At 65.9% G+C, this 24825-nt stretch carries 23 protein-coding genes and 1 pseudogene; 5 read left to right on the top strand and 19 right to left on the bottom strand.

Features of this window, described 5'->3' with window-relative positions; translation table 11 throughout:
• Nucleotides 1-292 precede the first annotated feature (292 nt).
• Nucleotides 293-1714: an amidohydrolase family protein gene (locus H977_RS0105945; RefSeq protein WP_029106987.1), complete on the top strand. Its 1422-nt coding sequence runs from the start codon at nt 293-295 to the stop codon at nt 1712-1714.
• Nucleotides 1666-2120 (top strand): annotated as a pseudogene (locus H977_RS0105940) (alpha/beta hydrolase family protein); the annotation flags it as partial. The gene H977_RS0105945 and the pseudogene H977_RS0105940, both read left to right, overlap by 49 nt.
• 267 nt (nt 2121-2387) lie before the next feature.
• On the opposite strand, the gene H977_RS0105935 reads toward H977_RS0105940, so the two are convergent.
• Nucleotides 2388-2990 (bottom strand): TetR/AcrR family transcriptional regulator, encoded by a 603-nt coding sequence (locus H977_RS0105935; RefSeq protein WP_029106985.1) that lies wholly within the window; start codon nt 2988-2990, stop codon nt 2388-2390.
• Nucleotides 2991-3079: 89 nt separating this feature from the next.
• Here H977_RS0105935 and H977_RS0105930 point away from each other — a divergent pair, with 89 nt between their 5' ends.
• Together H977_RS0105930 and H977_RS0105925 are read left to right on the top strand one after the other, a co-directional pair.
• Nucleotides 3080-5065, top strand: a complete 1986-nt coding sequence (locus H977_RS0105930; RefSeq protein ID WP_029106984.1) for an FAD-dependent monooxygenase — start codon at nt 3080-3082, stop codon at nt 5063-5065.
• Nucleotides 5066-5163: 98 nt separating this feature from the next.
• Complete coding sequence (locus H977_RS0105925) at nt 5164-6204, top strand: LLM class F420-dependent oxidoreductase (protein ID WP_029106983.1); 1041 nt, start codon at nt 5164-5166, stop codon at nt 6202-6204.
• Here the strand turns inward: H977_RS0105925 and H977_RS0105920 are convergent.
• The 17 genes from H977_RS0105920 to H977_RS0105840 form a co-directional block, all read right to left on the bottom strand.
• The gene (locus H977_RS0105920; protein ID WP_029106982.1) at nt 6201-6857 is read right to left on the bottom strand and encodes a TetR/AcrR family transcriptional regulator; all 657 of its coding nucleotides are present in this window, start codon (nt 6855-6857) and stop codon (nt 6201-6203) included. The two genes, H977_RS0105925 and H977_RS0105920, sit on opposite strands and share 4 nt — an antisense overlap.
• Nucleotides 6858-6906: 49 nt before the next feature.
• Complete coding sequence (locus tag H977_RS0105915) at nt 6907-8058, bottom strand: 3-ketosteroid-9-alpha-monooxygenase, oxygenase component (protein WP_036475188.1); 1152 nt, start codon at nt 8056-8058, stop codon at nt 6907-6909.
• A 132-nt stretch (nt 8059-8190) separates the two neighbouring features.
• Complete coding sequence (locus H977_RS0105910) at nt 8191-9681, bottom strand: hypothetical protein (protein ID WP_029106980.1); 1491 nt, start codon at nt 9679-9681, stop codon at nt 8191-8193.
• A 3-nt stretch (nt 9682-9684) separates the two neighbouring features.
• Nucleotides 9685-9981: a type VII secretion target gene (locus H977_RS0105905; RefSeq protein ID WP_029106979.1), complete on the bottom strand. Its 297-nt coding sequence runs from the start codon at nt 9979-9981 to the stop codon at nt 9685-9687.
• Between the two features lie 37 nt (nt 9982-10018).
• Nucleotides 10019-11359 carry a phosphoglucosamine mutase gene (glmM, locus tag H977_RS0105900; RefSeq protein ID WP_029106978.1) on the bottom strand — a complete coding sequence of 447 codons (1341 nt, stop codon included), beginning with the start codon at nt 11357-11359 and terminating at the stop codon, nt 10019-10021.
• 156 nt (nt 11360-11515) lie between these two features.
• Entirely contained in the window at nt 11516-11944 is a 429-nt protein-coding gene (locus tag H977_RS32625; RefSeq protein WP_051288690.1) for a hypothetical protein, read from the bottom strand.
• A gap of 406 nt (nt 11945-12350) precedes the next feature.
• Complete coding sequence (gene rpsI / locus H977_RS0105890; RefSeq protein ID WP_155946551.1) at nt 12351-12788, bottom strand: 30S ribosomal protein S9; 438 nt, start codon at nt 12786-12788, stop codon at nt 12351-12353.
• A gap of 47 nt (nt 12789-12835) precedes the next feature.
• The gene (gene rplM, locus H977_RS0105885; protein WP_029106976.1) at nt 12836-13279 is read right to left on the bottom strand and encodes a 50S ribosomal protein L13; all 444 of its coding nucleotides are present in this window, start codon (nt 13277-13279) and stop codon (nt 12836-12838) included.
• Nucleotides 13280-13465: 186 nt separating this feature from the next.
• A complete protein-coding gene (locus tag H977_RS0105880) occupies nt 13466-14740 on the bottom strand; it encodes an HAD family hydrolase (RefSeq protein WP_029106975.1) in 1275 nt (424 codons plus the stop codon).
• A 13-nt stretch (nt 14741-14753) separates the two neighbouring features.
• Nucleotides 14754-15527 (bottom strand): ethanolamine ammonia-lyase subunit EutC, encoded by a 774-nt coding sequence (gene eutC, locus H977_RS0105875; protein WP_029106974.1) that lies wholly within the window; start codon nt 15525-15527, stop codon nt 14754-14756.
• On the bottom strand, nt 15524-16939 hold the full coding sequence (locus tag H977_RS0105870; RefSeq protein ID WP_029106973.1) for an ethanolamine ammonia-lyase subunit EutB: 1416 nt from the start codon (nt 16937-16939) through the stop codon (nt 15524-15526). The genes eutC and H977_RS0105870 overlap by 4 nt, the downstream gene beginning before the upstream one ends.
• The gene (gene eat, locus H977_RS0105865) at nt 16936-18348 is read right to left on the bottom strand and encodes an ethanolamine permease (RefSeq protein ID WP_029106972.1); all 1413 of its coding nucleotides are present in this window, start codon (nt 18346-18348) and stop codon (nt 16936-16938) included. Before eat ends, H977_RS0105870 begins: the two co-directional genes overlap by 4 nt.
• A gap of 156 nt (nt 18349-18504) precedes the next feature.
• Nucleotides 18505-18933: a glycerol dehydratase reactivase beta/small subunit family protein gene (locus tag H977_RS32620; protein ID WP_081681629.1), complete on the bottom strand. Its 429-nt coding sequence runs from the start codon at nt 18931-18933 to the stop codon at nt 18505-18507.
• Nucleotides 18893-20758: a diol dehydratase reactivase subunit alpha gene (locus tag H977_RS0105855; RefSeq protein ID WP_029106971.1), complete on the bottom strand. Its 1866-nt coding sequence runs from the start codon at nt 20756-20758 to the stop codon at nt 18893-18895. The genes H977_RS32620 and H977_RS0105855 overlap by 41 nt, the downstream gene beginning before the upstream one ends.
• On the bottom strand, nt 20758-21348 hold the full coding sequence (locus tag H977_RS0105850; protein WP_029106970.1) for a propanediol/glycerol family dehydratase medium subunit: 591 nt from the start codon (nt 21346-21348) through the stop codon (nt 20758-20760). The genes H977_RS0105855 and H977_RS0105850 overlap by 1 nt, the downstream gene beginning before the upstream one ends.
• Nucleotide 21349: 1 nt before the next feature.
• Nucleotides 21350-23062, bottom strand: a complete 1713-nt coding sequence (locus tag H977_RS0105845) for a propanediol/glycerol family dehydratase large subunit (protein ID WP_029106969.1) — start codon at nt 23060-23062, stop codon at nt 21350-21352.
• Between the two features lie 9 nt (nt 23063-23071).
• On the bottom strand, nt 23072-23500 hold the full coding sequence (locus H977_RS0105840; RefSeq protein WP_029106968.1) for a diol dehydratase small subunit: 429 nt from the start codon (nt 23498-23500) through the stop codon (nt 23072-23074).
• 136 nt (nt 23501-23636) lie between these two features.
• Here H977_RS0105840 and H977_RS0105835 point away from each other — a divergent pair, with 136 nt between their 5' ends.
• A complete protein-coding gene (locus tag H977_RS0105835) occupies nt 23637-24347 on the top strand; it encodes a (2Fe-2S)-binding protein (RefSeq protein ID WP_029106967.1) in 711 nt (236 codons plus the stop codon).
• Nucleotides 24348-24395: 48 nt separating this feature from the next.
• Here the strand turns inward: H977_RS0105835 and H977_RS0105830 are convergent, their stop codons facing one another.
• Nucleotides 24396-24794, bottom strand: a complete 399-nt coding sequence (locus H977_RS0105830; RefSeq protein WP_029106966.1) for a GlcG/HbpS family heme-binding protein — start codon at nt 24792-24794, stop codon at nt 24396-24398.
• Between the last annotated feature and the right edge of the window lie 31 nt (nt 24795-24825).

The following is a 24825-nucleotide window of genomic DNA, read 5'->3' as shown; positions in this document are numbered from 1 at the left end:
CGTTTGTTGCGCCTCAGCTCATGCGCCGACCACACGACTATCCCACTGGCGCAACACCAACCTCGCTATAGCCACTACACCCCTGTAGGCGTACATCACCGCACTTCCCTCAAACCTCCTCCAGTGGGAGTCCCGGGTGGTTTCGGGATGCCACTGTCGGCGGCTACAACCAGTTGCGCGTCCCCCTAGCCGCGCAACCAATGACGCGAAGGCACTGGCCGACTAATCATTGATACGCGCTTTGGCGACCGAAGTGAGCGGCCTGCTCGACCACCCCAGCTAGGAGATAAGAATGTCCAACACCATCGCCTTCGAGGGCGCGACACTGATCGATGGCAAGAGTGACACGCCCAATCTCGACGCCACCGTGCTCGTCGAGGGTGACCGAATCGCTGCTGTGGGACGGCGCGGAACAGTCGACATTCCTCATGACGCTGAACAAGTGGACCTTACGGGCAAGTGGCTGCTGCCAGGGTTGATCAACGGCAACGTGCACCTACTTGACTCGTGGATGATGCTCGGCGTAGGCGGCATCGAGTACATCGCCCGCCACGAATTCCGATTCGAAGAGGTCATCATCGAGGCTGCCCAAGTGGCACTACGCGAGGGAGTCACGACGGTCTTCGACACGCACAACGCGGTGGGTCCCGTTCTGGCCGCACGGGACCGGATCGCGTCTGGCGCGGAGGTTGGAGCCCGAGTGTTTGCCGCCGGCAATATCGTAGGCATGGGCGGCCCCTTCAGCGCTGACTTTTTCCTCGCTGCCCGTCCTGTGATCACGTCGAGCTTCGCGAACCGGATCAATCAGCAGTGGGAAGCCGGGGTCGGACATCAGATCAGCACACTGCCAGTACGCGAAATCCGTGCGATTGTGCGCGACTATCTCGACCGCGGCGTCGACATGATGAAAGTCGCGGTCAGCGATCACCTGTTGTCAACAGTCGGCGTCGATCGCACCTATCTGCCGTTCTCCGAGACAGCACTGCGCGTCATGTTTGAAGAGGCACGGTCAAAGGAAGTGCCCATCCTCACTCACACGTTGTCGACCCATGCTCTGGACATCGCCGTCGATCTCGAGGCAGACGTGCTCGTGCATGCCTCCGTCACGCTTTTCCAACCGATCGAGAACCATACGATCGACAAGATCTTGGATCAGGGCATTTCCTGCGGCATTCAAACCGTGACTGACGCCTACCAGTCTTATCTGGAGAGTCGCGGCGAGGTCATGGCTGGCTATGGAGGCGGTCAGCACGCGAAGAACGAGCAGACCCTTATCGCCGCGGGAGCCAACGTATTCCTCGGCACCGATGCCGGGTGCACCCCGCATGATGTTCTCAACGATCTAGGGGATGCAGGTCGCCAGCACCGGCCGTGGACGCTGGGGACGGATCATTTCGACTGGACGGTGGGCATCATGCAGAAGGGGATGACCTCAATGCAAGCGATACACGCGGCTACATCCAATGTGGCGAAGGCTTACGGCAAGTTCGATGAGATTGGCAGCATCGAAGTAGGCAAATACGCCGACCTGCTGGTGTTAGATGCCGACCCAGTGGCCGACATCGACAACCTCCGCAAGATCAACTCAATCTACAAGGCCGGCCGCCTCGTGGATCGGAGTGCTCTGCCCCACAAGCGCTTTGCAACTGCGGACCTCAACCAAGTTCACCACGCCACATCGACCGACCTCGGCCATTCGCCGTTCTTGGAGTGACAGCCGGGCGCAGCAAGGCCTTTCAGAATCACTCCCACGGCGACCTCGGCAACGCCGTCAACCTGGCCATGTGAGCCGAGCACTACCACGGCGATGTGAGTACAGAAGGTAAGCGGGCGATCTCGAATACGACGCTGGCCGTGAACCTGAAGGGCACGCTGCTGCTCGTCCACGGCGAGCTCGACGACAATGCTCACCCGTATATGACGATGCGGCTGGCCGACGCTCTCATCAAGGCGGACAAAGATTTCGACCAGATCATGATCCCCGGTGCCGAGCATGCACTGCTCGGCCGACAGGACTACTTTTCCGCCGCACCTGGGACTATTTCGTCCGGCACCTGCACGGCACCGAGCCGCCGAGCTACCGGCTCGCGCCGCTGCCGCTGCCGAACCTGGGTGGCTAGCCGCACAACAAGGGTATTGCCGATGAAGCGGTGAACTCGCCCGCGCCTCGAACAGAAGAGGCACAAATCGAATATGCAGGCTACGACCCTTGTTTAAATTGCTTGTCCACCAGAGCATTTCAATCGTTGTCTCGACGCACCGGGGAGCTTCGCAACCCGAGGGTGACAACCACATAGACCGTGACAGGAATCCGCTTTCAAGTCGAGTAACCGGGAGGCCACGGCGCCATGGGCGTCGGCGAATCATCGAGCGTTCCGGTGCGTGGCCTAGTCCGACGTGCGTGAGACTGCGCCCGACTGCAGACCGTGCTCGAGGAGGTCGAATATGGCGTTCAGCGCGTTGCGCGGGTCGGACTCGTCGCCGATGAACTGCGGGATCTCGAGGACGTAACGGGCCACCGCACGAGCGGTGATGTCGTCGGACGGCCGACCAAGTTCCGTAGCAATTGCTTCGCTAAGAGGTTTCTCGCAGCGGATCCAGAGCTTTCGTGAGTATTCCCGCAGGGCCGGGGTGGTCATGATGAGTTCGGTACGCCGGACGAACGCGCGTGTGGGGTTCTCTTCGAACGGGCCCCGACCGGCCATGAACTCTCGCAACGCGGTGAGCACCGTCGTCTGCGGCGGCCGGTCATGCACCGCGGCCAGGAGACTTTCTCGTCGTTCCACACCATCGTCGAACATCACGGCCGGCTTCCCGTCGGGAACATGTTTGAACAGGGTGGGAACTGAGACGTCGACCGCGTCGGCGATGTCTTTGACCGCCACAGCGTCATACCCCCGAGCCAGAAAGAGGCGCTCGGCCGCCTCGGCTAGCGCGCGTCGCGTCTGCGCATTCTTTCGAGCACGGCGGCCCGGCGCATCAGTCGTCACCGTCACATCCTAGAGCTCAACGGCAAGTTGCTTAAAACACTTACTAGATATATTAGTTTAGTGACTAAAGAAATGAGTCAGGAGTGTTGATGCACCACGAGACGACCGATCATCCAACCGCCCTCGTCGTCGGAGGTAGCCTCGCCGGCCTCTCGGCGGCGGTCTTCCTCGCATCGCAAGGCGTACCGACGACACTCATCGAACGGCATGTCGGCAGCGCGACACATCCGCGCGCCATCGGCTACACGACCCGCACCATCGAATTGTTTCGTGGCGTCGGAATCGAGCTACCGGCGAGCACACAGAACGGCCCACCGCGCCGGGCTCGCGTTGAAAGTCTCACGGGACGATGGTTAGAGGAGTACCCGTGGTCACCCCCAGCCGCCTCCGCCCTAGATCCGGCCGACCATTCACCGGTGCGCGGCAGCGCAATCGCCCAAGACGCTCTGGAGCCACTCCTGCGCGAACGCGCCGAGGCACTCGGTGCCGATCTGCGATTGGGGTCGGAGCTGGTGTCGTTTGTCGACGATGGTGATGGTGTGACCGCCACAGTGCGCCGGCGGCTGGACGGCAGCGAGTACCGCATCGATGCGGACTATCTGGTCGCTGCGGACGGGGCCGACAGCGGGATCCGGAACAGTCTCCGCATCGGCAGAACGGGGCAGGGCCTGCTGTCAGTGCAGCGCAGCATCTTGTTCCGCGCGCCGGAGTTGGACCAGTATCTGCGCCACGGCATCGTGCAGTTCGAGATCGAACAACCCGGATTTGACGCCTTTTTGACCACATACTCCGACGGGCGCTGGGTGCTGATGCTCAAGGACGACATTGACCGCTCGGAAGACGATCAGCGTGCTGCCATTCGGCGCGCCACTGGAATCGGCGATCTCTCGATCGAGTTGATCACCACGGGTCGCTGGGAGCTGTCAGCGCTTATCGCCGATCACTTCGGTTGCGGGAGGGTGTTTCTCGTCGGCGACGCCGCGCATCAGCTCCCACCCAATCGCGGTGGATACGGTGCCAACACCGGAATCGCAGATGCCCACAACCTCTCTTGGAAGATCGGTGCAGTGCACACCGGTCGCAGTCAGCCCGCGCTCCTCGACTCCTACGACGCCGAGCGGCGGCCCGTCGCATGGCTACGTCACCAGCAGATCTTCGCGCGTGCCGACTACAAGGCCTACATCGACACCCCCACATCCGATGTCGACGTCATCGACGACGTCGCCATGGAACTCGGCCAGCTCTACCGCTCCGTCGTTCCTGCTGATGCGGCTCGTGACCTACCGGACGCCCGCAGACCCCACGAATGGGCCGGACAGCCCGGCACCCGGGCGCCGCATGTATGGATCGCTCCGGGCCGCTCGACTCTCGACCACTTCACCCGAGGCTGGACACTGGTCACTGGCTCCGAAGCGTGGCGAAACAGCGTGCAGTCCGTTACCGGCCAGCTCGGAATGTCGATCGAGTTTCTCTGTTTCCCGCCTGAGTCGACGTTGCACGACGCCATCGTCACGGCATATGGGTTGGGGTCCAGCGGCGCTGCCCTGGTGCGGCCTGACGGCTACATCGCATGGCGCGTCGTGACGGCCCCGGCCGACCGCGCGGCAGCCCTGGCTGCAGCGATCGGCACCGCCGCAGCACTCATCGCACGGCCGTCGACGTGGGACGATCAGGCGGCCATCGTCGACCTGACCGCGCGTTACGCCGACGCGATCAACCGCGGCTGGGCCGAGAAAACCATTCAACCCGAGAGCATTACGGACATCTTCACGCCGGATGGAGTCTTCGAGCACCCCGGTGCAGCCCCCACGATCGGTGCCGCGGCGATCGCGGCGGCCCTACCCGACGCCACGGCTTCGGTGCCCTTCGCCATGCATGCCTTCCTGAACCCCGTCCTCGCCGTCGACGGAGACCATGCCCGCGGCCGGTGGCTGATGTGGGTCGCCGCCAACGACGGTGACGACCCGCGAGCCGCATACCTCAGCGCCGATATCGGGTACACGCGCACTCCGGGCGGATGGCGCATCCAGTCGATCGTCATCACACCCGGGATGCGCCTACCGGCTCACCAATGACGCGCCGGTCGACAAACCGCATTGTCGCGACACCGTTCCTCGTCCGCCCCGGCGACACCACCCCTCCCAACCAACTGGTGGGTTGCTACACTCCTGCGATGCGCACTGGCATCTTCCTGAGTTATGCGGGCGGCTTCAAAGAAGCAGCCGACCAAGTCGTCGAACTGGAGAAGGTGGGCGTCGACATCGCCTTGGTCGCCGAGGCGTACTCCTACGATGCGATCAGCCAGCTCGGCTACCTGGCCGCCAAGACCTCCACCATGGAGCTCGGCACCGGCGTCGTCCCGATCTACACCCGCACGCCGGCCCTGATGGCGATGAGCGCCGCCGGTGTCGACTACGTCTCCGACGGCCGGTTCCGCTTGGGCCTCGGCACCTCGGGACCGCAGGTGGTGGAGGGTTTTCACGGCGTGCCGTTCGACGCACCGCTGGGCCGCACCCGTGAGGTGGTCGAGATCTGCCGCAAGGTGTGGCGGCGCGAGAACCTGGATTACGACGGCAAGTACTACCAGCTGCCCCTACCGGCCGACCGCGGCACCGGGCTGGGCAAATCGCTGCACCTGATCAATCACCCTGTCCGTGAACGCATTCCGATCACAATCGCCGCACTGGGGCCCAAGAACGTCGAGCTGACCGCCGAGGTCGCCGAAGGCTGGCAACCGGTGTTCTACCTCCCGGAGAAGGCCGACGACGTGTGGGGCGACGCCCTGCGCGCCGGGGCCGCCAAGCGCGATCCCGCGCTCGGCCCGCTGGATGTCATGGTCAGCGCCAGCCTGGCCATCGGCGACGACGTCGACGAGCGGCTCTCGTGGGCGAAACCCCAACTGGCGCTGTACATCGGCGGCATGGGCGCACGCGGCCAGAACTTCTACCACAAGCTGGCCACCCGGTACGGCTACGGCGAAGTCGCCGATCACATCCAGGACCTGTTCCTGGCCGGCAAGAAGGCCGAAGCCATCGCGGCGGTGCCCGACGACCTGGTCCGCAACATATCGCTGATCGGGCCCAAGGGGTTCGTCAAAGAACGGTTGGCCGCCTACGCCGAGGCGGGGGTGACCACGATGCTGGTGCACCCGATGGCCACCGATGCCGCCGAGACGGTGAAGTTCTGCGAGGAGCTCGTCTCGCTCACCGGCTAGAGAGTCCGTACTGCGGCGGGACGCTTGCCGAGTGCGGCATTCACGAGCAACGATTCGAACAACCGGTTCACGCCGTCCATCTCCTCCGGTTCGGTGACCGCCGCCGCGTGCGCGAAACCGTCGACAATCGCGCCGATCACCCGCGCCACCTGAACCGGGTCGTACTCGGCGGCGATCAGCCCGCCCCGCTGCCCCGCGATGACCGAACGCGCGAGCGCATCCGTCATCCGCGCACCCTGCCGCGCGTAGCCCGCGCTCAACTCTTGGTGCCGCCGCGCGTCGATCGGCGCGGTGGCCACGAATCCGGCCAGCTCGGGATACTCGCGGTTGATCCGGATCGACTCGGACAGCGCCGCACGCAGCAGCTCGTGCATCGAATGCGGCCCCGCCATGGCCGGTGCCGCACTGGCCAGGATCTTGCCGTAGACGTCGTCGCAAACCGCTTCGAACAACCTGTTTTTCGTGCCGAAATGGTAGTAGACCGAGCCCGCGGTCACGCCGGCCATCTCAGCGATCAGATTGTTGGTGGCCGGTCCGTAGCCGAACTGGGCAAAGCACCGGCAGGCGGCATCGATGACCCGTTGGCGGGTGTCGCCGCTGTCGATACCCGCGGGCCGTCCCGGTCCGGTTTTGGCGGTCTTGGTCGCGGTCATCGGACCATCTTTGCGCAGAGACGCGACGTCCGGGTGACCACGCCAGTTGTCAACGGCGCAACCGGCGAACCCCCGCGCCTACGCTGCGGGCAGCGATGTTGTCCTCGATCTCCTGATTCCACGCCTGCTGCGCGCCCGTCGTGTCGACCTCGAATTCGAACCGGTCGACCATGTCAGCGGCCACATCGGCGGCATCGACATAGAACTGTTCGTACCAGCGGCGCAGCTGATATACCGGTCCGTCCTCCTCGCACAGCAGCGGGTTGTCGATGCGGGCCTTGGTTTTCCAGATCGCCACGTCCTGTTCGAAGCCGATCTTGACCCAGTCACCCAGCGCGATGGCGCTCTGCAAAGCCAGCTCGTCGGACACCCCTTGAGGTTTCTTGACGATGATGCCGTATTGCAGGACAAACGAATTCGCGTCGATCGGATAATGACAGTTGATCAGCACGCTGTGATGATCGGCTTCTGTGTAGTGGTACGTCAGGTCATCGATCATGAACGCCGGTCCGTAGTACGACGCCACCGATGTGGTGCCGAGCATCGTCGGTCCGCCGACATCTTGACGGTCGGCACGGGTGTCGGAGTTCATGTACTGGGTTGCGACGTGGCCTTCGAAGATGTTCTTGAAGTGCGTGGGCAGTGACCCGTGCACGTAGAAGAAGTGCGCCATGTCCACCACGTTGTCCACCAATTCGCGGCAGTTGGCATTGACGACCGTTGTGTACCAATGCCAATCGGTCCACTCATCGCTGGTGGCACCTTCGATGCGCGGAATCGTCACGTCGGCCGGCGGAGGATTGCCCTCGGGGTCGTTCCAGATGAACAGCATCCCATCCTGCTCAAGAGTGGTCCAGGTCGCGGTACGCGCCAGCCGAGGAGTGCGCTTGGCGTACGGCACGTTCTTGCAGCGACCGTCACCGCCCCACCGCCAGTCGTGAAACGGGCAGGCGATCGCATCACCCTTGACCTCGCCTTGTGCCAGGTCGCCGCCCATGTGCCGGCAGTATCCGTCGAGCACGTTGATCGTGCCGTCACCGGCGCGGAAGGCGACGAGCTTCTGGCCGAACACGTTGATTGCGTGCGGTTTCCCGTCGCCGAGGTCCCGGGTCAAACCGAGACAGTGCCACCCGCGAGCGAAACGGGTGGGCGGTGCTTCGGCTTCTATCTCCCGAACCTCGCACTCGGATTCCATCGTCATCGAAAGATCTCCTCGACTTTTCTCGGCGAATGCGGTCCACGTCTCAATACGGTCTAACACCGAGATGGCTCACTCACGCCAGGAATCCCACTGGCAGGGACCGCGATCCCTACAGCGCAACGGCGTCGCTGACTAACCGCCCACCTGCGGTAGCTCGTCGGCGGCGATCTCACACGGTGTCCCGCCGGCCGGCGTCTCCACTGGCCCGGGCGGTGCAACGGGGACAGCTACCGGCGTCGCAGGCTCCGGTTCGGTGGCGGTGGCGGTGTCGGCGGGCAGCGGTGCATCTGCCGGATCCCGTTCAGCCGTCTGGTCATCGGCAGCCGAGTCGGTCTCCTCGCCGTCCTCGGCTGTCGTGTCCTCGGCCGTCGCGTCCTCAGGTTCGTCGGCGTCCTCAGGGTCGTCGGCGTCCTCGGGATCGTCCGGATCGTCGGGGTCGTCCGGGTCGTCCGGGTCATCGACAACGTCGGAGATGTCCGGCGGGTCGAGTTGCCCAGGCAGCGCGGTGTCGGCCCTCGTTCCCGCAGAGCCGTCGCCGGCCGATCCGATCAACCCGCCGAAGAGATCCGCAAGCTGCTGGCCGAGGCCGGAAACTCCGGACCCCATCCCCGACATCCCGGCCCCGGGCAATCCACCGCCCAGCGGTGAACCGAACCCGGCCGCCGTATCCGCTGCGGCGGGGTTGGTGGCTGCCGGCACAGCTGGCACAGCCGGGCCGGCCGGATCAGTCGGTGACGCGAGAGATGGTGCAGCAGAAGACATCTGAGGGACTGGCGACGACATGATGGAAGAGCCCGCCGGAGCCCGGCCGGTAACGCCTGGCATGGGGCCCGCACCGGCCGACGGTACGAATCCGGCGGGCACCGTGGCGGCGCTGCCCATCGGCGGATCCGGACGAACCGCCGCGCCGATGTGCGGGGTCCATGACGGCCCCAGGTCGCCAGGGATCTCGAACACCGCAGCGGGGCCGTCGGCGAGGGCGGCGAGCGCCGCGGCATACGCATCGGCCACCGCGGCTGTCGCCGAACGCATCGCCGGCACCCAGTCGGCACCGATGTCGTTGTCGACGAACGGTTTCACCTGTGTGTCGATCAATTCACTGGCTGCGTCGCGGTTTCCGAGTCCCGTTCGCACGGCGCGGGCCGCGGCGAGCCAGGCCGGGCGCTGCGCCGCACACCGCGCCTCGATCCGCTCGGTCACGGCGACCTTGGTGTCGATGGCCCGCCACAGTTGATCGCGCAGCGGTGCCAGGGTGTCGGCCGCCCGGCGCACGGCCGCGACGGCCTGCCGGGCCGCGTCACGGTGGCGATCCAGAAGGTCACGTGCTGCGCTTGCGCCATGCCCCTGCCACGCACGCTCGAGCGCGCCCAGTTGATCGTTCTGCAGCCGCAGTGCGTGCTCGGCCGAATCCGCCGTCGCTGCCAGCCCCGCACAGTCGGCGTCCAGCATCCTCAGGTCCAGACCGTCTTCCGCGGCGTACCAGTCGTGCACCTGACCGGCGTGCGCGGTGAGGTCCGGATGGTGGTAGCCCAGCTGCGCGCACGCCCACACGAACTCGGCGAATGTCGCGACCGCAGGCTCGCCCTGATCCAAACGTCGTGCTACGTCACCGATTTGGGCCACGCCTCAGCCCACCCGGGCAGCCGCGCGGGCATCCGCGACCACGTACCGGTCGGTGGTGCTCGTCAGTACCGCGGCGACTTCACCTGCCGCTCGGGCCCATTGGCGAAGGGGCACGATGATTCCGTCGAGCGCGGTCCGCAGCGAGTCACCACAACCAGTGTGCGCCCGGCCGGCCGTCGCGCCGTCAAACCGCAACCGCACCTGGGTACCGGACTCGATGATCTCGGCGGCGGCACCGTACTGGCGTGCCACCTGCAGCAGAGCCTCGGCATCGACGCGGGCGGCAGTTACTTCTCCCATGCCCGGTTTAGACGCAGCCGGACGCTGTCCGGTTCCGTCAGGCTGACTGGCCGCTGACCGACTCAGCCACCCGGACCGCGAGCAGTCGAGCCGTGTTCTCGTCGGCAGCCTCGACCATCACCCGAACCACCTGCTCGGTCCCCGAGGGCCGCAACAGGATTCGGCCGGTGTCTCCGAGCTCGGCTTCGGCTTGAGCCACTGCGGACTGTACGGAGGGCGCCTTGGCCACCGCGGCCTTGTCATCGACCTGAACGTTGATCAGAACCTGCGGCAGTGTGCGCATGGGCTCGGCGAGGTCAGCCAAGGTGGCCCGGGTCTGGGCCATCCGCGACATCAGCCGCAGCCCGGTGACGATGCCGTCGCCGGTCGTGCCCAGGCCCGGCAACACGATGTGGCCGGACTGCTCACCACCGAGCGAGAACTCGCCGGCCCGCAGTTCCTCCAGCACGTAACGATCGCCGACGCCGGTGGTCCGGACCTCGATACCGGCAGCCCGCATGGCCAGGTGCAGGCCCAGATTGCTCATCACCGTGGCCACCAACGTGTCGGAGGCCAATTCCCCGGCCTGCTGCATCGCCAGTGCCAGAACCACCATGATGGCGTCGCCGTCGACGACCCGGCCCGCGGCGTCGACCGCCAGGCACCGGTCGGCGTCGCCGTCGTGGGCCAACCCCAGATCGGCGCCGTGCTCGATGACGGCCGCCTGCAGCACGTCCATATGGGTGGATCCGCAGCCGTCGTTGATGTTGAGGCCGTTGGGCTCGGCGTTGATCGCGACGACGTTGGCGCCGGCGGCCCGGTACGCCCGCGGAGCGGCCGACGACGCCGCACCGTGCGCGCAGTCGACAACCACGGTGAGGCCTTCCAATCGGGTGGTGACGGCCTTGGAGGCATGCCGCAGGTAGCGGTCCAGCGCATCCTCTGCCTCGAGTACCCGACCGATGCCGGCTCCCGTCGGACGCAGGCCCGGGCCGGAGTTGACCAAATCCTCAATGCGGTCCTCAGCGGCGTCATCGAGCTTGTGCCCGCCCGGGCCGAAGATCTTGATGCCGTTGTCGGGCATCGGGTTGTGCGACGCGGAGATCATCACCCCGAAATCGGCGTCATACGCACTGGTCAGGTAGGCCACCGCGGGTGTCGGCAGGACGCCGACCCGCAGGGCGTCGACACCCTCGCTGGTGATTCCGGCGATCACGGCGGCTTCGAGCATCTCGCCGCTCGCCCGCGGATCACGGCCCACCACGGCGACCCGCCGGCCACGTCCCGCGGAGTTGCCGAGACGCCGCGCCGCCGCCGAACCGAGTGCAACCGCCAGTTCAGCGGTCAGATCGCGATTGGCGACCCCACGCACCCCATCGGTGCCGAACAGTCGACCCATGCCCTTAAACTTCTCATAATTGGCTGCCCGAAACACAACCGACGAGGTCAACAACCGTCCTGGGGCTGAATTGATGCGCCATCGTGATGCTCGACGGCGTAATCACCGAATCCCCACCCGCGGGACGCTGCGCGGGCGGGGATCGGCGATAAATCTCTAGCTGCCGTCAGTGTCGGACGACGAGTGGGTTCCTCCCGGCACCGTCGTGGGTGCCGTCGTCGGCGCCAGGCTGTGCGGCCCGGCTCCCTGTGGCGCGCTACCAGGCCGCTCCGCGGTGCCGTTCTGGCTGAACGAGATGGTCCCGAGGTTGTTGGTGCAGACGACGTGGTCGGTACCGTTCGCGTCGACGCCCTGGACAGCGGTGGTCAGCGAAGCGGTGTCGGTGTTCTCGCACACCCCTGCCGCGATCTGGGCGGCTGCGGCGTCATCGACGTTCTGCAGAACCGAGACGTTGCCGAGGGTGAGATTCACCTTGCCGTCACCGGCGGTTTCCGGCGCCGCGTGGGCCATGCCCAAGCCGACGGTAAACAGCAGCGACCCACCGAGCATCGCTCCGGCGGTCGCGGTCTTCACGAAGTTCCCCACAATTACTCCTTCCGATGGGAAAGCGGCACCCGGTCCCCCGACGTCGACACGACGTCTACCGGTGGCAGGAATTTCCTGCGGGCACGACCCTGCTGACACAAAGCGACCCCCTGCTCTCCACCACGTGGGCTTCCACTCGACAAACGAATTCAAACCACATCTCGCGAAAAAATTCTGCGTACCCTACATCTGCGCAGGTCAACAGGCTGAAATTCGTCGGAATCCCCGCAGGCGGCGCCGGCCGACGCCGGTTTCCACCACAGGGTCGCGCAGAAGCGCGGGGAACGACCCTGGCACGGAAAGCGGCGGCGCCGACCCTGTACGGCGGCACCAGGGAGACAAAAACAAACCCGCCGGGCGTGTACGTGACACACCCGGCGGGTTCGTTCGGCCGTAAGGCGACAGATCAGCGCTTGCTGTACTGAGGCGCCTTGCGGGCCTTCTTGAGGCCGTACTTCTTGCGCTCGATGGCACGCGGGTCACGCGTCAGGAACCCTGCCTTCTTGAGTGCGGGCCGGTCCTCCGGCTGCACCAAGATCAGCGCACGGGCGATGGCCAGGCGCAGGGCGCCGGCCTGTCCCGAGGGGCCGCCACCATCGAGGTGGGCGTAGATGTCGAAGTGATCGACACGGTCGACGGTCACCAGCGGAGCCTTGATCAGCTGCTGGTGCACCTTGTTGGGGAAATAGTTCTCCAGGCTGCGGCCGTCCAGATCGAACTTGCCGGTGCCGGGCACCAGGCGCACACGAACCACGGCCTCCTTGCGGCGGCCGACGGTCTGGATCGGGCGGTCGATGATGACCGGCTCGCGGTGCTCCTGCTCCACCTCGACGCTCTCGGTCACGGTGTCGACGACGTCGGTGTTCTCGCTGCCGTTCTCAATCGTTTCGGTCACTGGGCCACCTGCTTGATCTCGTACGGAATCGGCTGCTGCGCGGCATGCGGATGATCCGGGCCTGCGTAGACCTTGAGCTTCTTCTGGATCTGCCGACCGAGCTTGGTGTGGGGCAGCATGCCGAGGATCGCGTTCTCGACGACGCGGGTCGGGTGCTTCTCCAGCAGTTGGCCGATGGTGCGCTTGCGCAGACCGCCCGGGTAACCCGAGTGGCTGTAAGCGAACTTCTTGGTGAGCTTGTCGCCGCTGACGGCGATCTTCTCGGCGTTGATGACGATGACGAAATCGCCACCATCGACATTCGGCGTGAATGTCGGCTTGTGCTTGCCGCGCAGCAACTTGGCTGCTTCGACGGCGAGCCGGCCGAGCACCACGTCCTGGGCGTCGATGACGTACCACTGATGTGTGGTGTCACCCGCCTTCGGCGTGTACGTAGGCACAGCGCTTACCTCTTCTTCTCGGGTTTGGTCCCAGGATGTCCCGGGTGCCGGTCTGGTGAGCGCGCTACGAGTCCCGGCGACCGACGTTGACCCGGAACCGCATGCCCAAAAGGGCAGCACACACCAACGGGGCAGCTTACCTGTGGGCATCCATGCAGGTCAAAACGCGGCTTCCGAGGCCGAGCACTAGGAGACTGAGTCCTCCTGATCGGGCACGACGCTGCCGTCGGCCCGGTGCAGCGGCGCTTCCTTACCGCTGGGCTCGATATAGCCCTCGGATGCGCATTCGTACGGATCGCCCTGCTTCTTCTTCGGCTCGATGAACATCGGGTTCACCAACCAGCGCCCGTCGGAGTTGTCGTAAGCCGAACACATCAGTTCGGTCTTGTTGCGGTTGAGCACCAGGCGCAGAGCGGTGGCATCGGTGAGGAACGTGACGTCGGTATCGGAATCCCCGGCGCCGAAGGCCGCCCGCTTGGGCTCCGCCTGCTGTTCGAACGCGGCGGGCCCCTTGACTCCGAAGACGTCCTCGTTCACCCGGCAGCGCTTGCCCTCGATGTAAGGAATGGCCGTCTCACCCCCGCACGGCACCAACTTCGAGGTCAGCACATCACCGTCGCGTTCGGTCCGCACACCCATCACCTTGTCAGGGGTGAAACCGAGGTCAGCCGCCCACACCCGGACCACCGGCTCCGCCGACGCGGAGATGATGCGCACGTCGAAACCGTTGGCGCGCAAGGTTTCCACCAGATCTCGCATCTGCGGGTAGTAACGCACCCAGCCGGTCTCGTCACCGCTGCCGACCTTCTGCTCGGTGCCCTCGGGTGCGTCGAGGTTCTCCTTGCGGGCGGCCTCGGCGAAACCGGTCAGCTCGGATTCGTGCCAGCCGGCCAGCATCTGCGCCGCCCAGGCGTACGACGGCTCGAAGCGACGGGCATTGAACCCGGCGAACGCCGGCTCATCCGCACGCGTCTCTCCGTCGGTGTAGACCGACAGCAGTTCGTCAGCGCACCCGAGGTCGGTATCGGTCGGCATCGGCTGCCCGGGAGTGCTTGTGGCACACGCCTTGCCGAGCGCAGCCACGGCCTGCGGGGTGAGGTACGGGCTCGTCGTCGCCCAGTCGCCGCCGGCGGGGGCCCGCAGCTTGCCGTTGCGCACCATCCAGAAGAAGGTCGCGTCACCGATGTCGTTCTTGACCACGGTGTTGTCCCAGTCGAACAGTGCCAGTGGGGCGCCGTCGGCCACCGAGCCGTTGGCCCCGCAGGTGCCCAACTCGGCGAGCATCGCGTCGATCCGGTCCCGGTTGTCGCCATACCAACCCGGGTTCTCGGCCAGCGTCCGACAGCCGGCGGCGGGCGTCTCAGGGGTGCCCGACGACTGCGTCGACTCGGTACCGGAGCTACACCCGGCGACGGCGACGGTCATCGCGGCGAGCAGAGACAGGGCGGCACGCACGGTCATTGAGACTCCTGATTCAGTTGAGTTGGGTCATGCGGGTCGGGTCGAGCGCCGAGGTCCGTGAGGTGTCCTTCAGGTCGACGCCGGAGCGGCCCAGCGCCAGCGCCCCGTCGACCAGTCCGGCCGCCACCCGGGCGGCCTCGGCGTAACCGAGGCCGTCTGGCGGATGGATGTTGGAGATGCAGTTGCGGTCGGCGTCGGTGCGGCCGGGCATCGGCAGGTGGGTGAGGTAGATGCCGAGGCTGTCTGCAACGCTCAGACCGGGACGCTCTCCGATCACGACGAGCAGAGTTCGGACGTGCTGCTGTGCTCCTAGGTGATCGCCGAGCGCGACGCGGGCCTGCGTCGCGATCACCGGCGGGGCCAGGGTGTAGCGGTCCCGCAGTTGTTCCACCAACGCCGCGAGTAGCGTCGCGCCGTGACGATCCAGTGCGGTCGGCGACAACCCGTCGGCGAGTACGAAACCGATGTCGGCCGGGGTGGCAGGCACTTCCATGGCCTCGGCGGGTTCGCGGCCCAGATCGGGCCGGCGCAGATACTCGTCGCGTGAGGTGGCCCGGCTGGTCACCACGGCCGGCTCGCCGATACCCACGTCGCGGACGGCGCTCACCAGTTGATCGGTGTCCAACGGCACGTGCACCGCATCGCGGGCCGCGGCATGCGCCGCGGCGAGTTCGAGGACCCGACGGGTAGGCAGCGCGTTGCCGGCCCGGCCCAGCCCGATCCTGGCCTGGGTCGTCTTGCGCAGCTCGTCCCAGAACTCTTGAACCGCAATCTCGTTCGTGCTCATGACGGCTCCGCCGAAGTCAGCGACCGCAGCACCGAACGCTCCAGGTCGAACGGGGTCAGCTTGCCCGAGTCGTCCACCATGCCGACGCTGCGCAGCCACGCCTCGAACTCGGCGGCAGGCCGCAGGCCCAGAGTGCGCCGGGTGGTCAGCACGTCGTGGAACGACAGGCTCTGGTAGCCGAGCATCACGTCGTCGGCGCCCGGGACGGTGATGACGAATGCCACTCCTGCCGCGGCCAACAACGTCAGCAAGGTGTCCATGTCGTTCTGGTCGGCCTCGGCGTGGTTGGTGTAGCAGACATCGACACCCATCGGCAGGCCGAGCAATTTGCCGCAGAAGTGGTCTTCGAGTCCGGCCCGGATGATCTGCTTGCCGTCGTAGAGGTATTCCGGCCCGATGAACCCGACGACCGTGTTCACCAGCAGTGGTTCGAGATCGCGGGCCACCGCGTAGGCGCGGGTCTCCAGGGTCTGCTGATCCACGGGTTTGCCGCCGACACCCAGGTGGGTGCCGGAACTGAGCACCGAGCCCTGGCCCGTCTCCAGGTACATGACGTTGTTGCCGACGGTGCCGCGGCCCAGGCTGCGCGCCGCTTCGTTGCCCTCGCGCAGCAATTGCAGATTCACCCCGAATGCGGAGTTGGCCCCCTCGGTGCCCGCCACGGACTGGAACATCAAGTCCACCGGCGCCCCGGCCTCCACCAACCCGATCGTCGTGGTGACATGGGACAACACGCAGGACTGGACGGGGATGTCGTAGCGCGTGCGGATCGAATCGAGTAGATAGAGCAGGTCCGCGGTGGCCTGCGGCGAGTCGGTGGCCGGGTTGATCCCGATCACCGCGTCACCGCAGCCGAGCAGTAGCCCGTCGAGCACCGCCGCGGCGATGCCGCGCGGATCGTCGGTCGGATGGTTGGGCTGTAACCGGGTGGCCAACGTGCCGCGGGCACCGACGGTGGTGCGGAACGCCGCGGTCACCTCGGCGGCCGCCGACACCGCGATCAGATCCTGGTTGCGCATGATCTTGCTGACCGCCGCGACCATTTCCGGCGTCAGCCCGGGAGCGACGGCGGCCAGCCGCTCGGCGCTGTGATCGTGTGCCGAGGTGTCCATCAGCCAGTCCCGCAGGCCGCCGACGGTCAGGTGCGAGATCTCCGAAAAGGCTTGACGGTCATGGCTGTCCATGATCAGCCGGGTGACCTCGTCGGTCTCGTACGGCACCAGTTCCTGGTTGAGGAAGATGTCCAACGGCAGGTCCGCGAGCACCCAGGCGGCCGCAGCCCGTTCACCGTCGTGCTCGGCCGCGCAGCCGGCGAGTTGATCGCCAGACCGCAGCGGGGTGGCCTTGGCCATCACCTCGACCAGACCGTCGAAGCTGTAGGTCACCCCCGAAACCTGCTGGTGGTACTTCATTTCAGGGCGTCCTCGGCTGCCGCCAGCATCGCGAACTCTTCATCGGGCGAGTTGGCCACCAGGCGGTGACGGCTGTAGACCGCGAAGTAGAGCATGAACACGGCGAACACAGCCAGACACAGGCCGGCCGCGACGGGGTTGACCAGGAAGGTCGCGATGACCGCGAAAACCGCTATGACGAGCGCGATTCCGGTGGTGATCGCGCCGCCCGGGGTCCGGTACGGCCGCGGCATCTCGGGCTCGCGGACGCGGAGCACGATGTGGCTCGTCATCATCAGCACGTAGCTCAGCGCGGCACCGAAGACCGCCATGTTCAACAGCAGATCGCCCTTACCGGTCAGCGACAGCAGGAAGCCGATGATGCCCGGGATGATCAGCGCCAGCGTCGGCGCCTTGCGCGAGTTGGTCACCGAGAGCCTGGTGGGCAGGTAGCCCGCACGGGACAGGGCGAACAGCTGCCGCGAGTACGCGTAGATGATCGAGAAGAAGCTCGCGATCAGGCCGGCCAGGCCGATGTAATTGACCAGCTTGGCCGCGGTGCCCTGCCCCAGCGCCTCGACCAGCGGATTGCCCGAGGCCGACATCTCGTCGGCGCCCCCGGCACCAGTGGTCAGGATCAGGACTGTCGCACAGGTGACCAGCAGGACGCCCATCCCGGCGATGATGCCGCGTGGGACGTTGCGTTCCGGGTTGGCGGTTTCCTCAGCGGCCAGCGGCACGCCCTCGATCGCGAGGAAGAACCAGATGGCGAACGGGATCGCGGCCCAGATCCCCAGGTAGCCGTGCGGCAGCAGAGCCGATGCACCGGCCGCGCCGCCGTCGACCGCGATGTTGGTCAGGTTGGACAGGTCGAAATGCCCGACCGCGGCGATCGCGAAGACCAGCAGGCCCAGCAGCGCGATGGCCGTGATGACGAACATGACCTTGAGCGCCTCACCGACGCCGGACAGGTGGATGCCGATGAACAATGCATAGGCGGCGAGATAGACCCACCAGCCGTTGGTGATCCCGAACAATCCCAGCGATTCCACGTAGGCCCCGATGAAGGTGGCGATGGCCGCCGGGGCGATCGAGTACTCGATGAGAATCGCTGTGCCGGTGGCGAATCCACCCCACGGGCCGAGCGCGCGGCGGGCGAAGGTATACCCGCCGCCGGCGGCGGGCAGTGCCGAGGACAGCTCGGCCATACCCAGCACGAGGGCCAGGTACATGCCGGCGATGATCACCGCCGCGATCGCCAGGCCACCGAAGCCACCTTGCGCCAGGCCGAAATTCCACCCGGAGTAGTCGCCGGACACCACATAGCTGACACCCAAACCGGCCAGGAGTAACCACCCGGCACTTCCGGATTTGAGCTGACGCTTCTGCAGATAATCAGCGCTCTCCAGGTGCTCTTCCACACCCGCCATGTCAAACTCCTTTATCGGCAATGCTTTTACATTCGGCAGTGGCACATCTGGCCGGCCACGGGTTGACCCGACATGCGGCGGCTATTTCAGCTAGCCCACCTAAAGGTCTGTTTCTCAACCTTTACGGAGAAGTATCTCCGGAGATGGCCGCCCTGTCTACCCCAAACGCGGTATTGGAGTATGCGGTCGCTGGGTTCCAACCTGTTTCAGCGGGAGGCCGACGACGATGCGCGCTGCGTTGTGGCCCAACGCCCGTGCTGTTGCGCGACCGGCACTGTCCGACGTCAGATCCGCCAGCGTTCCGGCGAGCTTGGCGTGGTGCACGCAGACATCCCCGGACTCCCCTACCCCAACCCCAACCTGCAGTGTTGACCGCCGCGCGGCCTCGATCGCCAGATCGGTTGCACGTGGCATACTTTCGGCGCCGTGCGCGGCGTGGACCGCGTACGGAACACCTTCCTCTTCGATGCCCGCGGCCACCTCGCGCTCCAGCGGTCCGCCGGCGCTGAGGACCACGATCACCGGCGGTTCGGGTTGTCCACCGTCACGCCCCAACGGAAGCTCCCGACCGCCGGGTTGCCGCATGAGACGCCACCAGACCGGTGGCCACCGCGTTACGCGGCCCGTCAGTGCCGCGTACGTTGCCTGTGCCGCAGACGATTCCGTAGGGAGCCAGCGCGTCGGCGATCAGCTCGGGAATCTCGAAATCCAGGGCACAGCCGCCGAGCAGCACCACGAAACCGATCTGGCGCAAATCCCCGCCGGGGGCAATGGTCCTCAGCGCCCGCAGTGCGTTGACGACGAAGACCCGCTCCTTGGCGGCCCGGCGGACCATCCGGATCCGGTCCAGCGAATGCCGGGTCGGGATCGGGTTCATGGCGCACTCACCGAGCGTGACAACCCTGGCGAAAGCCGTTGTCGGTAACGGCTTCTCGAAGAACTGCACCGTTCCGTTCTCGAGTCGTACGTGAAAGAAGCTCTCGGCCTTTCCCAGCGGAAACCGCTTGATCTCCTCTGCCAGCTCCACATTGCCCAGCCCCAACTCTGCGTCGATGAGCCTGGTGACCAGATCACCGGCACCGGCCAGGTGCACTGCTTCGATGGTTCCGTCGGCCTCGATCGTGGCCGCATCGGTGGATCCGCCGCCGAGATCGAGGACCACCAGCGGCTTGTCGGTACCGGGCGTGGTGAGGGCTCCCAATACGGCCATCTCGGCCTCGACTCCGCCGACGATCACGTCGACGTGGTCCGCCCCCGCCGCGCGCAGCCGGCGTTGCACCGCGTCGGCGACTGCCCGCATGCCGCTTTCCCTGGTACGCACCATCGCCGCCAGGGCGACCGCGTTCTCCAGTGCCACCTCCCCGGCGACACCGCCCCGAACCTCCTGGGGCACAAAGGTGTCTACGGCGAGCAGGTCCTGGATCCGGACATCGGCGAGTGCGTGTCCGGACAGATCGGCCATACTCTGTCGTACGTTGGCAATCATTCCTCCGGTATTGGTGCCGGCCTCACCGGAGACGTCAACCAGTGGGCTGACCCTCTCGACGGCGGCCATTATTTCGGCGGCACCGCGGGACACGTCCACCGCGACCCGCTTCCGGTCACCGGTCAGGGCAAGGGAACCGGCGGGGATGGTGCGGTCGGCGACATCCCCTGCCGGGGTGCGGACGACGACGGCAGACCGGTTGCCGGTCAGCGCCCGGGCCACCGGGGAAACCACCTTGGTGGCGGCGGCATCGAGAGCGAAGATCGTCGCCAGCCCGTAGGCGTTGGACAGGGTGCGGATCGACTGGCCGGGGCCGGCGACCTCGACGGCCGCGAGCATGCCCACCGGCACCGCTTCGATGCGCGACACCTCGTCGATGACCGGAATGGCGGTGGCCAGCCGGTTCACCACCAGCACTGCATCGTCGTTGCCCAGGATCGCGCCGGTCACCTTCACCCCGCGCTCACACGCGGCATTGATCGCGTGTGCGGCCACCTCGAAATCCACGCCCTTCGGGACGATCACGATGATGTCTGGACCGCACGGGGTCTTGGACAGCTCCTCGAACGCCACGGTCACTCCGACGCCGAGACCGCGACCACCCGGGGTGCGCGGATCATGGCCGATCATGGTCGACTCGGTGATGATGGTTTCGGTGATGGTTTCCATCGCCAGGCCACTGATCACCGGCGTGGCCTCATTGAGGAGCACGACATCCAGCTGCGCGAGTCGCATTCCGGCGGCATCGAATGCCCGGGCCACCGCCTCGGCGACGCCGTCGACATTATCTGTGGTGCCCTTGATTCCAGTGGTCGAGGTCAGCGCCGCACCGATGAACCGCACTGTTCCGTCCGGTTCGATCGTCGCGGCGCTGGCCTCGGTCGTCGAGTTACCGATGTCGACACCGACAACGGTCCGTGCCATCAGGTTCCCAGCGCCCCGGGAACCGTGGCGATCTGTCCGAAGTCCGGTACCACCTCGACGGGACGGGAGTTCTTGCGGATCTGCTCGGTCTCCTTCAGATGCAGCAACGCGGCCTTCGCCTGCCACCGCGGCCGGGCCATCTGATCGTTGAGTGTCGGAACCGGCTCGGGCGACTCGCCTTTCGCGTACTGCGCGGCGTTGGAACCGATGCTGCGGTAGGTCTCCAAGGTCATCAACGGGCTCTGCGGGAACAGCTCCAGGCTGGACAACCGGGGCAGATTGCGCTGATGGATCATCGCGGTGCCGCGCGACAGGATCCCGATGCCGATCCCCGATCCGGAGAGTTTGGCCCCGGTGTGCGCCACCACCGCCAGGTCACTGCTGTGCCGAATCCGGATGCACCGCGCCGTAACCTCCTGCTCCTCGATCCCGGCCAGGATCTCCCGGATCACGTCGGCGTGCGACAGCCCGACGATGGTCTGGCTGAAGAAATCGGCGAATGCCGGCGAGATCGCCAGCACCACCTCATCGGATCGCGTGCCCGGTTCGGCCGCCGAATCGCCGGTGAAAGTCAATGTGCGTTGGGCCATCTCACTGCACCTCCAGTTCCGGGTTCTCGGCGCTCGTGACATGACGCAACCGTTTCATCTCCTCCCACCGGGCACCCGAAGGCCGGTATCCGGTACCGGGACCCGCGTAATCGTTGCGGTCATTGACCGCCGACAACGGCTGCAGGTCGCGCGTCATGATCGCCGAGGTCTGCAGCAGATCACCCGAAACCCTCTGCCGCAGAACAGTCAGCAGATTCTCGGCGACATCGGTGAATCCCGTCGACTCGAGTGCCTTCACCAGGTCCAGGCCGGTCACATTGCGGTCCATCACCTGCTGGGCACCCTTGAGGTCTTCCAGCACGTCGCGCGGGATGAGTTCGCGGCTGCCGTGGGCATAGACGGCGGCATCGATCTCGGCGTCCGAGATCGACGGTAGGTCCAGGTAACGGAAGACCGCCTGCAGTGCCTTGCCCGCCCGATGACGCGCCGCGAGAATCTCGGACTCGTTGACATGGCGCAGCCCACCGTCGATCTGCAGGTCACGCTGAATCGTGTTGAAGTCGTCGAAATCCTCCGCGTCCACGTTGGATCCGGCGAACATGTTGTCGTAGTTGGGCGTTGCCGAATAACCCGAAGTGATGAAGTCGGTGCCCGGCATCAGCTGCGGTAGCAGCCGGGCCGTGCGCCGCATCGGCGAGTGGGAGAACGACTGGTCGTTGCCCGACGCGCACTCCAGATCCACCGCCGAGGCGACGAGGTTCTCGGCAGCCACGGCGCGGATACCGGCAGGCACCGCACCCGGCACACCGATACATGAGATCGAGCCGTTCTGCAGTCCCTGCACGCCCGCTCCTTTGGCCACCAGGATGCAGCGGATCTCCAGGTACAACATCGACCGGCCCTCGGCGTTGCCCATCTGCACCTCGGAACCGGTTCCGGACGTGAACCGCATCTTGATGCCACGGGAGGCATAGGCCGCCGCGAGGAACGCCTTCGACCAGGGGGTGTCATCGCCGTCGACGAAGACCGACTCGGTGCCGTAGACCGAAATCGTCTCGGCATAAGCGGTGATGCCGCGCATACCCAACTCGAGTTCGGTGGCCTCCTCCAGCGCGCACTGGGTCAGCCGCCCGCCGGTGCCGACCTGGCTGCCGATCTGCAGCGCCATCGCGACCAACGGGGCGTAGCGCACCACACCCAAAGTCGTTTCCACTTCCGAGAATCCGCGCAGCGATGCCTCGGCGGCCTCACATGCGACCTGAAGCGGATTGTCGCGCGCGCTGGTGCAGTGAGCCTGGTTCGCCGGGGTGCGGCGGGCCCTCATCTTCTGCATGCCCATCATGATCTCGACGATGTTCATCGTCTTCATGACTTCCAGCAGCTTGGCCGGCGTCAGCCCTCCGGTCACCGCGATCACCTCGTCGCGGGTGACGCGGGGATCGACCAGCATGCCCGCGATCTCTGCGGCGGGGATCGCCATGGACTGCTCGGTGGTGGTGACGTCGATCGCGTGATCGGCGATGAACTGGTCGATGAAGTCGAAATCGGCGCGGTCCCGGCCGTCCATCTCGACGATCTTCCCGTCGACGACCCGCACGCTGGGTGACGGGTCGAATTCGCTGTCCAGCGCGACCATTCCGACCTCGGGCCACTCCTGCACGAAGCCGTCGAGGTTGACCGGGCGGTCTTCGAGTACCTTCGTCCGCTCGGACTGTCGTCCACCGTCGGCGCCGAGATTTCTGGCTGTCGTCACAGGTGTCTCCTATTCGCTGGTGGCCAGGATGTCGCGGCGCTCGTACACGTCGGCCGCCTCACGCACCAGCCCGGCCAGCAACGTTGCGCCGTACTGTGTGTCGAGTTCGTCGGCGATCGATTCGAGCTCGGCCTTGGTCGACGCGTTGGGTCGCAGCGCGTTGTAGATCTGCAGCACCCGCTCGTCACTGATCGCGGTCATCTCGGCGGCCCGCCGCAGATTGCCGCCGAGCTGCTTGCGGCCGACCTTCTCGGCGATCTGTGCCTGCAGCCGCAGGGTCTGCGGAGTGATGCGCAGATCCGAGGCCTCGACGTCACCTGCCATCACGGCCTCCATCGTGATGGCGTCGATCGGCCTGCCATTGGGCGTGAAGAGGAGGTCCTTGCGATTGCTGCTCAGCGGATAGTCCACCGAAGGATCGAGAACGGGTTCTGTCATGCATTGCTCCCAACTGGTGTGACTCGGCCAGTGCGTCTACTCGATTGTGCGTTGCATCACGTTGCATGAGGGTTGCGCCGCAGGTCAGTGGCTCCGTCGGAGTGTCGCGGTGACCAGGGGATAGCCTGTGCCGACGATGGATGTTCCCGGGTTCCGCTCTCTCGCACAGCTTGGCGAGTTCTTCGTCCTGCCGGCCGCCGCTGACGCCTCGTGGATGCCCATCAGCTCGCTGCTGAGCGACGCAGCGGCGATCCGCGACTTCGCGTACCTGACCCGGGCGGCGATCGCGTCGTCGATGGGCATCGACCCAACGGAGGTATCGATCAAGGCGGCGGCATCCTCGGTGCACCTGTCGATCGCGGCCCGGCTGTTGTCCCCGGTAGTCGGCGCCGCGGTGTGCCAGCACGCCGTCCCGCTGCTTGTTGCGGATTCTGTGTACTGGCAACGGGATTCATCACACCGGCCGAGGCTGGGCGTGACACGCCTCGACTGGGTGGCGGTCAACAGCTCGGAACACGCCGCCTCACTCATCACCGATTCGCTCGTCGGTGACGTGCTGCGTCCACTCAGCGAGATCATGCGATCGGCGACAGGCGTTTCACCACAGGTGCTGTGGGGCAACATCGCATCGGCCGCCAACGGCGCGGTGACGGTGCTGTCCATGTCCAGGCCCCACGATGAGCGGCGCGGCCGCGCGTTGATCGCATCACTGCTCGCGGTGCGTCCGCTGTCCGGCGCGGCCGAGTTCGTCGATGGCCGCTTCATGCGCCGGAATTGCTGTCTGTACTACCGCATTCCGGGTGGCGGCTACTGCGGGGACTGCGTTCTCGCGAGCGCTCCCGGTTAGATCGCCGCGACCCCGGCTCCAGCTATATTGCCGCGACCCCGGCTGCGGCTATATTGCCGCGACCCCGGCGGTCGCCACCGACACGTCCTGCTCGACACTCCCCGCGCTGACACCGATCGCACCCACCACGGATCCGTCGATCTCCAGCAGTAACCCACCGCCGAACACCACGAGTCCGCCCGAAGTCTGCTCCAGGCCATAGAGTTCCGCGCCCGGCTGCACCGCGGCGGTCAGGGCACTGGTGGGCAGGTTCATCATCACCGAGGTGCGCGCCTTGCGGATCGAGATGTCGATGCTTGCCTTGATGGCACCGTCCATCCGCGCGAACGCGACCAGATGGCCGCCGTCGTCGACCACGGCGATGTTCATCGGCTGGCCGATCTCCACCGCTTTGGCGATGGCGGCGTCGATCACCTTGTGCGCGGTATCCAGGGGTAGAGACGTCATCGAAAGTCCTTTCGGGCGGACGAAAGTGAGC

Origin of the sequence: Mycobacterium sp. URHD0025, from assembly GCF_000426065.1 — a bacterium.
GTDB lineage: Bacteria > Actinomycetota > Actinomycetes > Mycobacteriales > Mycobacteriaceae > Mycobacterium.
Note: the sequence above shows the minus strand (reverse complement) of the source record. Positions and strands in the feature narration are given on the sequence as shown.

Excerpts from the sequence above, each read along its gene's own strand:
- H977_RS0105945 (WP_029106987.1), top strand. The coding sequence starts at position 293 with ATGTCCAACACCATCGCCTTCGAGGGCGCGACACTGATCGATGGCAAG.
- H977_RS0105930 (WP_029106984.1), top strand. The coding sequence starts at position 3,080 with ATGCACCACGAGACGACCGATCATCCAACCGCCCTCGTCGTCGGAGGT.
- H977_RS0105925 (WP_029106983.1), top strand. The coding sequence starts at position 5,164 with ATGCGCACTGGCATCTTCCTGAGTTATGCGGGCGGCTTCAAAGAAGCA.
- H977_RS0105920 (WP_029106982.1), bottom strand. The coding sequence starts at position 6,857 with ATGACCGCGACCAAGACCGCCAAAACCGGACCGGGACGGCCCGCGGGT.
- H977_RS0105915 (WP_036475188.1), bottom strand. The coding sequence starts at position 8,058 with ATGACGATGGAATCCGAGTGCGAGGTTCGGGAGATAGAAGCCGAAGCA.
- H977_RS0105905 (WP_029106979.1), bottom strand. The coding sequence starts at position 9,981 with ATGGGAGAAGTAACTGCCGCCCGCGTCGATGCCGAGGCTCTGCTGCAG.
- glmM (WP_029106978.1), bottom strand. The coding sequence starts at position 11,359 with ATGGGTCGACTGTTCGGCACCGATGGGGTGCGTGGGGTCGCCAATCGC.
- H977_RS0105880 (WP_029106975.1), bottom strand. The coding sequence starts at position 14,740 with ATGACCGTGCGTGCCGCCCTGTCTCTGCTCGCCGCGATGACCGTCGCC.
- eutC (WP_029106974.1), bottom strand. The coding sequence starts at position 15,527 with ATGAGCACGAACGAGATTGCGGTTCAAGAGTTCTGGGACGAGCTGCGC.
- H977_RS0105870 (WP_029106973.1), bottom strand. The coding sequence starts at position 16,939 with ATGAAGTACCACCAGCAGGTTTCGGGGGTGACCTACAGCTTCGACGGT.
- eat (WP_029106972.1), bottom strand. The coding sequence starts at position 18,348 with ATGGCGGGTGTGGAAGAGCACCTGGAGAGCGCTGATTATCTGCAGAAG.
- H977_RS32620 (WP_081681629.1), bottom strand. The coding sequence starts at position 18,933 with ATGCGGCAACCCGGCGGTCGGGAGCTTCCGTTGGGGCGTGACGGTGGA.
- H977_RS0105855 (WP_029106971.1), bottom strand. The coding sequence starts at position 20,758 with ATGGCACGGACCGTTGTCGGTGTCGACATCGGTAACTCGACGACCGAG.
- H977_RS0105850 (WP_029106970.1), bottom strand. The coding sequence starts at position 21,348 with ATGGCCCAACGCACATTGACTTTCACCGGCGATTCGGCGGCCGAACCG.
- H977_RS0105840 (WP_029106968.1), bottom strand. The coding sequence starts at position 23,500 with ATGACAGAACCCGTTCTCGATCCTTCGGTGGACTATCCGCTGAGCAGC.
- H977_RS0105835 (WP_029106967.1), top strand. The coding sequence starts at position 23,637 with ATGGATGTTCCCGGGTTCCGCTCTCTCGCACAGCTTGGCGAGTTCTTC.
- H977_RS0105830 (WP_029106966.1), bottom strand. The coding sequence starts at position 24,794 with ATGACGTCTCTACCCCTGGATACCGCGCACAAGGTGATCGACGCCGCC.